General features: G+C 72.5%; 13 protein-coding genes. 1 reads left to right on the top strand and 12 read right to left on the bottom strand.

The genetic code is table 11. The features are described 5' to 3' along the window. Positions 1 to 46: 46 nt before the first annotated feature. The 9 genes from lepB (ACZ66Z_RS26680) to ACZ66Z_RS26640 form a co-directional block, all read right to left on the bottom strand. On the bottom strand, positions 47 to 982 hold the full coding sequence (gene lepB / locus ACZ66Z_RS26680; RefSeq protein ID WP_469937982.1) for a signal peptidase I: 936 nt from the start codon (positions 980 to 982) through the stop codon (positions 47 to 49). Beyond that, the gene (lepB, locus tag ACZ66Z_RS26675) at positions 951 to 1,928 is read right to left on the bottom strand and encodes a signal peptidase I (RefSeq protein WP_469937892.1); all 978 of its coding nucleotides are present in this window, start codon (positions 1,926 to 1,928) and stop codon (positions 951 to 953) included. The genes lepB (ACZ66Z_RS26680) and lepB (ACZ66Z_RS26675) overlap by 32 nt, the downstream gene beginning before the upstream one ends. Then, positions 1,921 to 2,712: a signal peptidase I gene (gene lepB, locus ACZ66Z_RS26670; protein ID WP_469937891.1), complete on the bottom strand. Its 792-nt coding sequence runs from the start codon at positions 2,710 to 2,712 to the stop codon at positions 1,921 to 1,923. Before lepB (ACZ66Z_RS26670) ends, lepB (ACZ66Z_RS26675) begins: the two co-directional genes overlap by 8 nt. Before the next feature lie 69 nt (positions 2,713 to 2,781). Beyond that, a complete protein-coding gene (rplS, locus tag ACZ66Z_RS26665; protein WP_015036473.1) occupies positions 2,782 to 3,132 on the bottom strand; it encodes a 50S ribosomal protein L19 in 351 nt (116 codons plus the stop codon). Positions 3,133 to 3,259: 127 nt separating this feature from the next. Beyond that, positions 3,260 to 4,081 (bottom strand): tRNA (guanosine(37)-N1)-methyltransferase TrmD, encoded by an 822-nt coding sequence (gene trmD, locus ACZ66Z_RS26660; RefSeq protein ID WP_469937890.1) that lies wholly within the window; start codon positions 4,079 to 4,081, stop codon positions 3,260 to 3,262. Beyond that, a complete protein-coding gene (rimM, locus tag ACZ66Z_RS26655) occupies positions 4,078 to 4,656 on the bottom strand; it encodes a ribosome maturation factor RimM (protein ID WP_469937889.1) in 579 nt (192 codons plus the stop codon). The genes trmD and rimM overlap by 4 nt, the downstream gene beginning before the upstream one ends. A 111-nt stretch (positions 4,657 to 4,767) precedes the next feature. Continuing rightward, on the bottom strand, positions 4,768 to 5,007 hold the full coding sequence (locus ACZ66Z_RS26650) for an RNA-binding protein (protein WP_020868149.1): 240 nt from the start codon (positions 5,005 to 5,007) through the stop codon (positions 4,768 to 4,770). Between the two features lie 2 nt (positions 5,008 to 5,009). Continuing rightward, positions 5,010 to 5,453 (bottom strand): 30S ribosomal protein S16, encoded by a 444-nt coding sequence (gene rpsP / locus ACZ66Z_RS26645; RefSeq protein WP_015036470.1) that lies wholly within the window; start codon positions 5,451 to 5,453, stop codon positions 5,010 to 5,012. Positions 5,454 to 5,607: 154 nt separating this feature from the next. Next, on the bottom strand, positions 5,608 to 6,201 hold the full coding sequence (locus tag ACZ66Z_RS26640; protein WP_030690647.1) for a hypothetical protein: 594 nt from the start codon (positions 6,199 to 6,201) through the stop codon (positions 5,608 to 5,610). Positions 6,202 to 6,576: 375 nt separating this feature from the next. Here ACZ66Z_RS26640 and ACZ66Z_RS26635 point away from each other — a divergent pair, with 375 nt between their 5' ends. Further along, positions 6,577 to 7,302 (top strand): methyltransferase domain-containing protein, encoded by a 726-nt coding sequence (locus ACZ66Z_RS26635; protein ID WP_469937888.1) that lies wholly within the window; start codon positions 6,577 to 6,579, stop codon positions 7,300 to 7,302. A 157-nt stretch (positions 7,303 to 7,459) separates the two neighbouring features. Here ACZ66Z_RS26635 and ftsH read toward each other — a convergent pair whose 3' ends face one another. From ftsH to ACZ66Z_RS26620, 3 genes are all read right to left on the bottom strand, one after another. Then, on the bottom strand, positions 7,460 to 9,388 hold the full coding sequence (gene ftsH, locus ACZ66Z_RS26630) for an ATP-dependent zinc metalloprotease FtsH (RefSeq protein ID WP_469937887.1): 1,929 nt from the start codon (positions 9,386 to 9,388) through the stop codon (positions 7,460 to 7,462). 132 nt (positions 9,389 to 9,520) lie between these two features. Continuing rightward, a complete protein-coding gene (gene ffh / locus ACZ66Z_RS26625; protein ID WP_469937886.1) occupies positions 9,521 to 11,074 on the bottom strand; it encodes a signal recognition particle protein in 1,554 nt (517 codons plus the stop codon). A gap of 119 nt (positions 11,075 to 11,193) precedes the next feature. Next, the gene (locus ACZ66Z_RS26620; RefSeq protein WP_469937885.1) at positions 11,194 to 13,656 is read right to left on the bottom strand and encodes a [protein-PII] uridylyltransferase; all 2,463 of its coding nucleotides are present in this window, start codon (positions 13,654 to 13,656) and stop codon (positions 11,194 to 11,196) included. Between the last annotated feature and the right edge of the window lies 1 nt (position 13,657).

Below are 13,657 nucleotides of genomic sequence, written 5' to 3'. Positions count from 1 at the left end.
CCGCGGGTCTGTCGACGGTCCGGGACGGCACCCTACCCGCGGGTCACTACTCGGCGGTATGCCGTGCCGCCTGCTTCTTCCGACGCCACAGCACCAGCGGGAGCGCTCCGGCGAGACCGGCCGCTCCGAGGGGGGCGGCGGCCATGGCCTTGTTGAGCGCGGGCTGGTCGAAGACGTCGGGGACGGGGAGCGTGGCCCAGCGGGTGACCGGCCAGGCGACCACGACGGCGCGGCCCACGACCTCGTCGTTCGAGACGGTGCCGCCGCCGGGGAGCTGCTGGTGGAAGCGGGAGTCCAGGGAGTTCTGCCGGTTGTCGCCCATGACCCAGATCCGGTCCTCGGGGACCTTGATCGGACCGAAGGAGTCCTGACAGGGCACCGCGCCGGGGGCGAGGTACGCGCTCTCGTCCAGCGCCACGCCGTTGAGGACGACCTTGCCGCCCTCCTTGCAGGAGACGGTGTCGCCGCCGACCGCGATGACGCGCTTGATGAGGTCCTTCTCCTCGGCGGAGGGCATGAGGCCGATGAAGCTGAGGAACTTCTGCACGACGTTCGGCTTGGGGGCCTCCTGGCCCTCCAGCCAGCCGCCCGGGTCGTGGAAGACGACGACCTCGCCGCGCTCGGGCTCGGAGCCGAACCAGGGGGTCAGTTTGTCGACGAGTACCCGGTCGCCCTTCTGGAGCGTGTTCATCATCGATTCCGAGGGGATCGAGAACGCCTGCACCAGGAAGGTCTTGATCAGCAGGGCGAGCACCAGGGCGATGCCGACGAGGAGGGGCAGTTCCTTCCAGAAGGAACGCGGCTTCTTCGGGGGCCTGCCGGGTCCGCGGACCGCTTCGTCGTCGCCCTCGCCCGGCGTGCCGCCGCCCGGCGGCTGCGCCTGCTCGTCACCCGTCACGTCGCCACCCGCCGTGTCGTCGCCGAAGGCCCCGTCGGCCCTCTTCTCGGGCTCATCGTGTCCGGATCGTGCGCCGACGGCCAAATCCCCCACATCCACTCCTCAGTCCGTGCGAACGCCTGCCCCGGGTCAGGGACAGGCCCACCACTCCCATAACGAGCAGAAGTTCCGCAGGGGTCGGGAGCCCGGGCAATCCGTTCAGATTGCGCGGGGACACACTATGCGACGGACCCGATGCGGTTCCGGTCCCGGCTCCGCCGTCCGGTACGGCGGAGAAGGTCTCCCGCTGCTCCAGTGTGCGCCAGTGCGCGAAGGGCCAGGCGATCACCACGGCACGTCCGACGACCTGTTCCTCGGAGACGGTGCCGTGGTCCTTCTCGTCGAGGTGGAAGCGCGAGTCGGCCGAGTCGGAGCGGTGGTCGCCCATGACGAAGACGCGCCCCCGGGGGACCTTCACCTCGAAGGGGATCTTCGACGGCGGGTTCCCGGGGTGCAGGTACGGCTCGTCGAGCGGCACGCCGTTGACGGTGATCCGCCCGTCCTCGCCGCAGCAGCGGACGGTGTCGCCGCCGACGGCGACGACCCGTTTGATGAGGTCCCGGTCGTCGGCCGAGGGCAGCAGGCCGATGAAGGTCAGGGCCTGTTTGACCTGCTTGACGCCGATCGGGTCGTCGGCGGCCGGCGCGGTCTCGTGCTGGAGCCAGTTGCCGGGGTCCTTGAAGACGACGACGTCGCCGCGTTGCGGATGCGAGCCGAACCAGGGCGTGAGCTTGTCGACCAGGACCCGGTCGTCGATCCGGATGGTCTGTTCCATGGAGCCGGAGGGGATGACGAACGCCTGGAGCAGGAAGGTCTTGAGGACGAGCGCGATGAGCACGGCCACCGTGATCAGGACCGGGATCTCCCGGATCGCGGAGCGCTGGCGGCGCCGTCTGACCCTGCGGGCGAGCCTGCGGCGCTCGGCCCGCCCGGGCAGCGCCGTGCCCTGTCCGGTGGCGGACCCGCCGGGCGGGCGGCCCCGGCTACCCATGGGTTCCCGCTCCGTGTCCGCCGGCCGGCGGGGCCGGTACGGCGGCGAAGGCGTCGGTGCCGGGCACGGTGGACCAGCGGCCGAAGGGCCAGGCGATCCAGTCGGCGCGGCCGACGACCTCGTCGACGGGGACCATGCCGCCGCCGGCGCTGCCGAGGTGGTCGCGGGAGTCGCTGGACTGGCTGCGGTGGTCGCCCATCACCCAGAGCCTGTCGGGCGGGACGACGATGTCGAAGGGCACGCTGGAGGGGCGGTCGCCGAGCATCACGTACCGCTCCTCGACGGGGACGCCGTTGACGGTGAGCCGGCCGTCCTTGTCGCAGCAGACGACCCGGTCGCCGCCGGTGCCGACGACCCGCTTCACGAAGTCGGTCTCGTCGGGCTCGGCGAGGCCGAGGGCGGCCGCTCCGTCGTGCAGGAGTCCGGTGACGGGATTGCCCCGGGGCTGCCCGTCCACGAAGGAGCCGGTGCCGTCGAAGACGACGACGTCGCCCCGGGCGGGCTCATTGCCGAAACGGTACGCCAGCTTGTTCACGAGGATCCGGTCGCCGACCTGGAGCGTCGGCTCCATGGAGCCGCTGGGGATCAGGAACGGCTGGACGACGAAGTGGCTCAGGAGCAGCAGGAAGGCCACGCAGGCGCCGCCCACGAGGGCGGTGCGCCGCCAGGAGGAGGTGCGCCCGGTGTCGTCGGGAACGCGCGCGGAGCGCGACCCTTCCTCCGTGCCGGACGAATCCGTGTCGGAGGAGGGGTCGCGCTCCGTGTGCTGTGCTTCGGTGTCCATCGCTGGCAGAGCCTATCCGGCCTGTCTGTGCGGGGAGTCGGAAGCGTGGGGCGTGCCGGGAGCCGGGGCTCAGCGGTCGCGCTTCTCCTTGATCTTGGCGGCCTTGCCGCGCAGCTCGCGCAGGTAGTAGAGCTTGGCGCGACGGACGTCACCGCGGGTGACGAGCTCGATCTTCTCGAAGATCGGGCTGTTCACCGGGAAGGTGCGCTCGACGCCGACGGAGAACGAGACCTTGCGGACCGTGAAGGTCTCGCTGACGCCCGAGCCCTGGCGGCGGATGACGACGCCCTTGAACTGCTGGATGCGGGAGCGGTTGCCCTCGATGACGCGCACGTGGACGTTCACGGTGTCGCCGGGACGGAAGGCGGGGAGGTCGGAGCGGAGCGAACCCGCGTTGACCTGGTCGAGCAGGGAGGCCATGGAGGTCTCTTTCCTCGCTGATGCCACAGGTCATCAGCGGTACGTTCGAACGATTCGGGGCGTCGTCCGTTTCTGGCGGCGTCGTTCCCCCTGTGGCAGGGGCGCGCGCCGGACGGACGACAGCGGCCTATTCTTCCACGCCCTCGACCTTGCGCCAAAATCGGCCGCCGGGCTCGGGCGCCCACCCCATCATCGAGAGGACCTCGCGGTCCTTCTTGTCGAAGGCGGCGGGGTCGCAGCGTTCGATCAGGTCGGGCCGGTTGGCCGCGGTGCGCCGGAAGGCCTCGTCGCGCCGCCAGCGGGCGATCTTGCCGTGGTGCCCGCTGAGGAGGACGTCGGGGATGGCCCGGCCGCGCCACTCGGGGGGCTTGGTGTAGACGGGGCCCTCCAGGAGGTTGGCCATGGCGCCGGGGGCGAAGGAGTCGTCCCGGTGGGACTCGGCGTTGCCGAGGACCCCGGGCAGCAGGCGTGCGACGGCCTCGGTGACGACGAGGACGGCCGCCTCGCCGCCGGCGAGGACGTAGTCGCCGATGGAGACCTCGTAGACCGGCATCCGGGTCGCGTACTCGTCCGTGACCCGGCGGTCGATGCCCTCGTAGCGGGCCGGCGTGAAGATCAGCCAGGGCCGCTCGGAGAGCTCGACGGCGAGTTCCTGGGTGAAGGGGCGGCCGCTGGGGGTCGGGACGACGAGGACCGGGCCGTGCGCGCCGGCCTCGTAGCCGTCGGCGAGCGTCTGGTCGAGCGCGTCGCCCCAGGGCTCGGTCTTCATGACCATGCCGGGGCCGCCGCCGTAGGGGGTGTCGTCGACCGTGTTGTGCCGGTCGTGGGTCCAGTCCCGCAGGTGGTGCACGTGGACGTCGAGCTGTCCTCGCGCGCGCGCCTTGCCGACGAGGGAGACGTTCAGCGGTTCGAGGTACTCGGGGAAGATCGTGACGACGTCGAGCCTCATGCCTGCTCCTCGGCGGCCTCGTCGCCGGGCTCCTCGCCCTCGTCCCGGGTGGAGACGATCTCGGCGCGGTCGTCGATCAGGCCGGGCGGCGGGTCGATCACGGCCCGCTGCTCCTCCAGGTCGATCTCGGTGACGATCTCCTCGACGAAGGGGATCATCAGCTCGGTGCCGTCGGGGCGCTCGACGATGAAGAGGTCCTGGGACGGCAGGTGGGAGATCTCGGTGATCCGGCCGATCTCGGTGCCGTCGGCGAGGACGACGTCGAGGTCGATCAGCTGGTGGTCGTAGTACTCGTCCTCCTCCTCGGGCACCTCCGTGGGGTCGACCTCGGCGATGAGGAGGATGTTGCGCAGGGCCTCGGCGGCGTTGCGGTCGCGGACGCCCTCGAAGCGCAGCAACAGCCGGCCGCTGTGGACGCGGCCGGTCTCGATGGTCAGCGGCCCGGCGGAGGCCGGATCGGTGAGCAGTACGGCACCGGGGCCGAGCCTGAGCTCGGGCTCGTCCGTCCGCACCTCGACGGTGACCTCGCCCTTGATGCCGTGGGCGCGGCCGACCCGCGCGACTACCAACTGCACTGCTCCACACTCTCCTGTCACACAGCTCGTACGTACGACAACGGGCCGGGGCGGGCTCTTCAGCCCTCCCCGGCCCGTGCCGGCACAACTAAGGTGATGCTGCCGACCTGCTCAGCGGACCTGGTCCACGTCGACGAGGTCGACGCGGATCCCCCGGCCGCCGATGGCGCCCACGACGGTGCGCAGCGCACGCGCGGTGCGGCCGTTGCGGCCGATCACCTTGCCGAGGTCGTCGGGGTGGACCCGGACCTCCAGCACGCGGCCCCGGCGCAGGTTGCGCGAGGCGACCTGCACCTCGTCGGGGTTGTCGACGATGCCCTTCACGAGGTGCTCGAGAGCCTCCTCGAGCATGATCAGGCCTCGGTCGACTCGGTGGACGCGGCCTCGGCCTCGTCCGCCTTCTTGTCGGCCTTCTTGGCCTTCGGGGTGATGGCCTCACCCTTGTCGTCGCCGCCCTCGAGGGTCTTCGCGAACTCGTCGAACGAGGCGCGCTTCGCCTCCTTCGTGGCGGGGACGAGCAGAGCCTTCTCGGGGGCCGGCAGACCCTTGTGCTTCTGCCAGTCGCCGGTGAGCTTCAGGATGGCGAGAACCGGCTCGGTCGGCTGGGCGCCGACGGACAGCCAGTACTGCGCGCGCTCGGAGTCGACCTCGATACGCGACGGGTTGTACGTCGGGTGGTAGAGGCCGATCTCCTCGATCGCGCGACCGTCACGACGGGTGCGCGAGTCGGCGACGACGATGCGGTAGTGCGGCTGGCGGATCTTGCCGAGGCGCTTGAGCTTGATCTTGACTGCCACTGGAGTGGTGTCTCCTGGTCTTGACGTGGTTGGGCACTTGAGATGCCACGTGGGGTTGCGGTACTCGGATGCCCGATGGACGCGTCAGCCGGAGGAGAGAGGGGTCCTGTGCGACTGTCGAGTACAGCTAGCCATTGTGCCACACGCCGCCGACTCAGTTGGCGGCGCCCACCGTCTCGGGGATGCGGAAGGGCTTGCCGCAGCCGCCGCAGACGATCGGGGCCTGGGCCAGCACCGACGGCACCACGCGCACGTTCCGTCCGCAGTCGCAGACGGCCTTGACGCGCACGCCGCCGCCCGAGGAGCCGTGCCGGGCGGCCGGTCCGCGGAAGGAGCGCTTGGTGTCGGCGGCCGTGGCGACCGTGTGCGCCTTGAGGGCTCGTTGGAGCCGCTCGATGGTGGGCCGGTAGCGGCGCCTGGCCTCGGGGTTGAGCGTGACCAGGGAGAAGCCGCTGCTGGCGTGCGGCTCCTCGGGATGGTCGAGGCCCATCTCCTCGGCGATCGCGAGGAATCTGCGGTTGTGGTAGCGGCCGGCGCGGGAGGTGTCGCGGACACCTCGGGCGGCGGCGATGCCGTGGACTGCCTCGTGGAGCAGTCGCTCGAAGGAGAGCTCGGCGCCGCAGGCGGACGAGGACTCTCCGATCAGGGACTCGGGCGCGGCAAGATCGGGCAGCTCGGGGTGGTGCCGCTGAATGTCGGCCCACGCCTGTGCCAGCTCTGCGGCGAGAACAGGTGGTGTCGTGCTCACGTCGCGTACAACGAGCCGAAGCGCCCCCGGGTTCCATTCCGGGGCATCCCAAATATTTTGCACGTACCCGTCAGTTGGCATTGATGTGTCCCGACGCGGGGCCAGTGCCCCGATCTGCGGAGGAGTCACGCAGGGGACGTCAAGCCGGTGCGTAGTGGCGCATACGCCCCGGCGCGCGGCCGTGGTGCGCGCGCCCCTCGGAGGGGCCGGAGCGGCGCGGGGAAACCGTGGCGAGGACACTACCGGGTCCAGGCGCAAGGCGGCGCACCGCCCTCCCGGACGAATCGTCCGGCGCGAGCACTGGACGCGGCCCGGGATGCGCAGTTCCCTGACTACGGGGGGCTGTCGTCCGAGCACGGATTGGGGCGCTTTTCCATGACACCTACGCTCGTCCCGCACCACCCCGCGCGCGACTGGGCCGAGATCCAGGAGCGGATGCTGGTCCCGCTCTACGAGGCGGTGTACGACCGCCTGGACGTGGGCGCGGGTTCCCGGCTGCTCGGCCTGGGCTGCGGCTCGGGCCTGGCCCTCCTGATGGCCGCGGCACGGGGAGCACGGGTCGCCGGCGCGGACCGGGACCACGCGCGCGCGGAGCTGGCGAGGGAGCGGCTGCCGGAGGGCGTGACGGTCACGGAGGAGCCCCCGGAGGACCTGCCGTACGACGTGATCACGGCCTTCCACGCGACGGACGGCCTCCTCCCCGAGCTCCGGGCGCTCACCCGTACGGCCCAACCGGGCACGGCCGTCGTCCTCGCCGACTGGGGGCCGCCGGAGCGGTGCGCCACGGTGCCGGTGCTACGGGTCGCGGCCAGGCTCGCGGACCGCGGCACCGCGCCGGGGACCGACCTGGACGCGCTGGTCGCCGCAGCGGGGCTGCGGCCGGTCGGCTCGGGCCGGGTGTCCTGCCCCTTCGGGTACGCGGACGGCGCCAGCGCGGTGCGCGGGCTGCTGTCGACGGGCGCCTTCGACGAGGCGGTCCGGGCGACGGAGTCCTCCCAGGTGGAGAAGGAGATCGAGGAGGCGCTCGCCCCGTACGTCCGCCCGGACGGGACGGTGTGGATGCCGAACGTCTTCCGGTACGTGATCGCCAGGGTGTCGTAGTCCGTCAGGTGCTGGATTCGGGACGTCGGCTCCGGGATCCGCGATGTCGGATCCCGGACATCGGATCCAGGGCGTTGGATCCAAGGTGCTGGACCCAGGACGGCGGATCGGAGCACCGGAGCCGGGATGTGGGATCCAGGATCCAGCCCGCGCCCCCTCAGTCCTGCTCCTCCCCCGGCTCCCGGCGCACGATCCCCGCCGCGCGGTAGGCCGCCCCCTCCTCCAGGGTCTCGTTGGCCAGGAGCGCCTCGGCCAGGGCGTCGAGTCGGTCGCGGTGCTCGTGGAGCTGTCGTACGGCGCTCTCGTAGCACTCGTCGACGATGCGGCGCATCTCCTCGTCGACGGTGTCGAGGGTGGCGGGGGCGGCGGAGAGTCCATACGCCTGCTGGGCGTCGCTCGGGATGGCGGTGAGGCGGCCGACGCGTTCGCTCATGCCCCAGCGGCCCGCCATGCCCCGGGCGATGTTGGTGACCTGTTCGAGGTCGCTCTCGGCGCCGGTGGTGATGACGCCGAAGACGACCTGCTCGGCCGCCATGCCGCCGAGGGCGCCGATGATCCGGCCGCGCAGGTAGTCCTCGGTGTAGGCGTACTTGTCGGCGTCGGGGGTCGACAGGGTGACGCCGAGGGCCCGGCCGCGCGGCACGATGGTGATCTTGCGGACCGGGTCGGCGCCGGGCTGGAGCATGCCGAGCAGGGCGTGCCCGCTCTCGTGGTACGCGGTCCGGCGGCGCTCCTCCAGGGGCATCACGAGGGGCCGTTCGGCGCCGAGCTGGACCTTCTCCAGGGCGTCGGACAGATCGGACCGGGTGACGGCCTTCTGGTCGCGCTTGACCGCGAGGAGGGCGGCCTCGTTGGCGAGGTTGGCGAGTTCGGCGCCGGTCATGCCGGGGGTGGTCCGGGCGACGTGCTCCAGGTCGACGTCCTTGGCGAGCGGGATCTCCCGGGTGTGGATCCTCAGGATGGCCTCGCGGCCGCCCCGGTCGGGCGGGTTGACGTGGACGATCCGGTCGAAGCGGCCCGGCCGGGTGAGGGCCGGGTCGAGGACGTCGGCGCGGTTGGTGGCGGCGAGGACGATGACCCCCTCGGAGCCGGTGAAGCCGTCCATCTCGGTGAGGATCTGGTTGAGGGTCTGCTCGCGCTCGTCGTGGCCGCCCATCCCGGAGCCGCCGCCCCGGGCCCGGCCGATGGTGTCGATCTCGTCGATGAAGATGATCGCGGGGGCGACCTTGCGGGCCTCGGCGAACAGCTCGCGGACCCGGGAGGCGCCGACGCCCACGATCATCTCGATGAACTCGGAGGCGGAGGCCGAGAAGAACGGCACTCCGGCCTCGCCCGCCACGGCCCGGGCCAGCAGGGTCTTGCCGGTGCCGGGAGGACCCGCGAGGAGCACGCCGCGGGGCATCTTGGCACCCATCTCGCGGTAGGCCTGCGGGTTCTTCAGGAAGTCGACGACGTCGTTGAGCTCGCCCTCGACCTCGTCGATGCCGGCGACGTCCTCGAAGGTGGTGCGCTTGCCGCCCTCCAGCTCGACCGGTTTCGGCGGCTGCTTGCGGCCGAGCATGCCGCCCGCGCCGCCCATGCCGGTCCTCATCCGGCGGGCGATGAAGACCCACAGCACGACGAGCAGCAGCATCGGCGCCAGCGAGATCAGGAGGTTGGCGAGGAAGCTGCGCTCCTGGACGACGGGCCGGGCGGTGACGACGACGTTCTGCTTGGTCAGCTGCGCCCAGAGGTCGTCGTCGGCGAAGGCCGGTCGTTGGGTCTGGAACTTGGTGTAGTCGCCCTCGCCGTCGGGGACGGGCTGCTTGTTCTTCAGCTGCCCCTGGATCGCGTCGCCCTTGGAGTAGATCTTGGTGACGTTCCCGGCGGCGACCTGCTTGTCGAACTCGGTGTACGAGATCGTCGGCCCGTCGCCCTCGTTGAAGAACGACAGCACGATGTTGGCGATCAGGTACACGACGAGCGCGGTGAGGACGAGGCCGCCCCAGCCTCCCGGCATCCTCTTCTTCGGCGACGGGGGCGGCGGTGCCCCTTCCGAGCGCCAGGGCTGATCGGTCCGGTCGCGCGGGGGTACGGGGTTGGCCACGTGGCTCTCCTCGGGGCGGCAGTGGCCCCAGTATCGAAGAGCGGGACGAAGCGGGCATCGCGGGCAGTCCGGAGGGATGAAAAGGGGCCCGGGGCGGTTTCGCACCGTCCCGGGCCCCTCATACCGGACCGATCAGCCCATGAACTTCTTGAACTCCTCCGGGAGCTCGAAGTCCTTGGGGGTCTGCCCCGCCGCCGGGAGGCCGAACGCGCCGCCCGCCTGCGCCTGCTCGCGGCGCTCGGCGGCGGCCTGCTCCTCGGCCTTCCGCTTCATCGGGTTGCCGCTCTTGCGCTTGCCCTTGGCCTGCTTGACCTGCTTCTTCTGCCGACCGGGGCCGCCGCCCATGCCCGGGATGCCCGGCATCCCCGGCATGCCGCCGCCCTGCGCCATGCGGGACATCATCTTGCGGGCCTCGAAGAAGCGCTCGACCAGGCCCTTGACCGCGCTGACCTCGACGCCGGAGCCCTTGGCGATGCGGGCGCGCCGGGAGCCGTTGATGATGGTCGGGTCCTGCCGCTCGGCCGGGGTCATCGACTTGATGATGGCGCCGATGCGGTCGACCTCCCGCTCGTCGATGTTGGCGATCTGCTCCCTCATCTGGCCCATGCCGGGCAGCATCCCGAGGAGCTTGGAGATGGAGCCCATCTTGCGGACCTGCTCCATCTGCGCCAGGAAGTCGTCGAGCGTGAAGCCCTCGCCCTTCTTCGAGGCGAGCTTCGAGGCCATCTTGGCGGCCTCTTCCTCGTCGAAGGTCTGCTGCGCCTTCTCGATGAGGGAGAGCATGTCGCCCATGCCGAGGATGCGGGACGCCATGCGGTCCGGGTGGAACGCGTCGAAGTCGTCCAGTTTCTCGCCGTTGGAGGCGAACATGATCTGCTTGCCGGTGACGTGCGCGATGGAGAGCGCGGCACCGCCGCGGGCGTCGCCGTCGAGCTTGGAGAGCACCACGCCGTCGAAGCCGACGCCGTCGCGGAAGGCCTCGGCGGTGTTGACCGCGTCCTGACCGATCATGGCGTCGACGACGAAGAGGACCTCGTCGGGGCTGACGGCGTCGCGGATGTCCGCGGCCTGCTGCATCAGCTCCTGGTCGATGCCGAGGCGGCCGGCGGTGTCGACGATGACGACGTCGTACAGCTTGGTCCGCGCGTACTCGATCGAGTCCTTCGCGACCTGGACCGGGTCGCCGACGCCGTTGCCCGGCTGCGGGCCGTAGAAGGCCACGCCGGCGCGGTCGGCGACGACGGAGAGCTGGGTGACGGCGTTGGGGCGCTGGAGGTCGCAGGCGACGAGCAGCGGGGAGTGGCCCTGGCTCTTCAGCCAGAGACCGAGCTTTCCGGCGAGGGTGGTCTTACCGGCACCCTGGAGGCCGGCGAGCATGATCACGGTCGGCGCGGTCTTGGCGAACCGCAGACGGCGGGTCTCGCCGCCCAGGATCGAGACCAGCTCGTCGTTGACGATCTTGATGACCTGCTGGGCGGGGTTGAGGGCCTGGGAGACCTCCGCGCCCAGCGAGCGCTCCTTGACCTGCTTGATGAAGGCGCGGACGACCGGCAGGGCGACGTCCGCCTCGAGCAGCGCGATACGGATCTCGCGCGCGGTGGCGTCGATGTCCGCCTCGGACAGACGGCCCTTGCCGCGGAGGTTCTTGAAGGTCGCTGCAAGGCGGTCGGAGAGGGTATCGAACACGGCGGTCGCGGATCCTCGGTGTCGGGGGCGGTCGGATTGCCCTCCAGGGTATCGGGCCGCTCGAAGTGTGTGCCCCCGCCCGCCGGATCCGGCGGGCGGGAGTGGCGCGGGCCGGGGTCTCAGCGCAGCGCCTCCTCCAGCGCGCGGGCGAGGTCGATCGCCTCCTCGTCGGGGAGGAGGGAGCCGTCCGGGCGGGTCACGTACAGGGTGTCGACGGCGTTGGCGCCCAGGGTGGAGACGTGGGCGCTGCGCACCCGTACCGCCGCGCCCTCCAGGGCGCGGCCGATGCGGTGGAGGAGGCCCGGGGCGTCCTGGGCGCGGACCTCGATCACGGTGGCGAGGCGGGAGTCGGCGGCGGCGACGGTGACGCGGGGCGGCGGGGCGGCGAGGCCCCGGCGGCGGGGGTAGGCGGCCTCGCGTCCGGCCAGGCGGGCGGGGATGTCGAGGGAGCCGTCGAGGGCGCGGACGAGGTCGGCGCGCAGCCGGGCCGCCTCCGGCAGGGAGCCGTACTCGGCGGCGACGCGCCAGTCGAGGACGAGGACGGATCCGGAGCCGAGAGCGCCGGGGAGGTCGACGGCGCGGAGGTCGGCGGCGCGGACGGTGAGCCGGTGGAGGGCGAGGACGCCGGCGACGGCGGGGAGGACGCCGGGCCGGTCGGGCAGGGCGATGAGGAGTTCGACGCCGACGGGCTCGGGCCCTTCGGGTTCCACGGGCTCGGCGACGACCGTGTCGGCCCGGGTGCGCAGCGCGAGGACGGGTTCGCCGGTGCGCAGGGCCTCGATCGCGAGGCGTTCCTGTTCGGCGCTGGGGGCGGCGGCCCCGGGGTCGGGCAGGGGTGCGCCCGCGAGGACGCCGGCGACCCGTTTGACCAGGTCGGCCACGAGCGAGGCGCGCCAGGAGGACCAGGCGGCGGGGCCGGTGGCGAGGGCGTCGGCCTCGGTGAGGGCGTGCAGGAGCTCCAGGGTGCCGAGGGTGCCGACGGCGGTGGCGACGGACTGGACGGTGGCGGGGTCGTCGAGGTCGCGCCGGGTGGCGGTCTCGACGAGGAGCAGGTGGTGGCGGACGGCGGTGGCGATGACGGCGGTGTCGGCGCGGTCGAAGCCGATGCGGGCGGCGAGGTCGCGGGCGATGGTCTCGCCGACGACGGAGTGGTCGCCGGGCCAGCCCTTGCCGATGTCGTGGAGGAGGGCGGCGACGAGGAGGAGGTCGGGGCGGCCGACGCGGCGGGTGAGCGAGGAGGCGCGTACGGCGGTCTCGACGAGGTGCCGGTCGACGGTCCAGGTGTGGACGGGGTTGCGCTGGGGCCGGCAGCGGACGCGCTCCCAGTCGGGCAGGAGCCGGGTGACGAGCCCCTCGGCCTCCAGGGCCTCCCAGACGGGGACGGCGGCCTCGCCCGCGCCGAGGAGGGTGACGAGCTCCTCGCGGGCCTCGGCGGGCCAGGGCACCGGGAGGGGCTTGGCGGTGGCCGCGAGGCGGCGTACGGCGTGCGGGGAGATCGGGAGGGCGGACTGGGCGGCCGCGGCGGCGGCCCGCAGGGGCAGGACGGGGTCGCGTTCCGGCCGGGCGCCGCGGGCGAGGACGGCCTCGCCGTCCATCTCGACGACGCCCTCGGCGAGCGGGGTGCGTTCGACGGGGGGCTTCGCGCCGCCGTTGCGGCTCAGCAGGCTCCTCAGCCGGGCCGGGCGGGCGGAGCGGGCCTTGAGGACGCGGTTGACCTCGCGCCAGGTGACGTCGGTGGCGTACGAGACGGTCCGGGCGGCCTCGTACACCTCGCGGAGCAGGGTGTCGGCGTCGAGGAGGCCGAGGCCGGCGGCGACGGCGTCCTGTTCCTGGAGGGCGAGCCGGTCGGTGGCGCGGCCGGTGGCGAGGTGGAGGGCGTCGCGGGCGTCGAGGAGGCGGCGGCGGGCGGCGTCGAGTCCTTCGCGGGGGGCGTCGGCGAGCCAGGAGGCGGCGACGGCGCGCAGGACCTGGGCGTCGCGGAGTCCGCCCCTGGCCTCCTTGAGGTCGGGTTCGAGGAGGTACTGCAGCTCCCCCGCGCGTTCGGCGCGCTCCCGGCAGAGGGCGTCGAGTTCGGGGAGGCGTCGGGGGGCCCGGTCGCGCCAGTCGGCGAGGACGGCGGTGCGCAGGGCGGCGACGAGTCCGGCGTCGCCGGCGACGGTCCGGGCGTCGAGGAGACCGAGGTGGGCCTTGAGGTCCTCGCCCGCGGTGGCGCGGGCTTCGGCGGGAGTGCGGACGGAGTGGTCGAGGGCGAGTCCGAGGTCCCAGACGGGATACCAGATCCGGTCGGCGAGGGCGGCGACGGCGGCCTTGTCGGCGGTGCCGTCGTGGAGCAGGAGGAGGTCGAGGTCGCTGCGCGGGGAGAGTTCGGCACGCCCGTAGCCGCCGACGGCGACGAGGGCGGTCCCGCGGGGCGGTGCGGCGGCGGCGAAGAGGCCGGCCAGCCAGTCGTCGGTGAGCCGGGCCAGGGCGGCGCGGCGCGGCGGCCCGGGCCGCTCCTTCTCCTGGAGGAGGAGCAGCCGGGCCGCCGCGTATCCGCCGGGTCCCGGTCCTTCGGTCGTGTCGCTCGTGTCGAGGTTCGTCACC

It is taken from the genome of Streptomyces sp. NPDC107498 (genome assembly GCF_055582805.1).
This window is presented reverse-complemented; position numbering and strand designations above follow the sequence as displayed.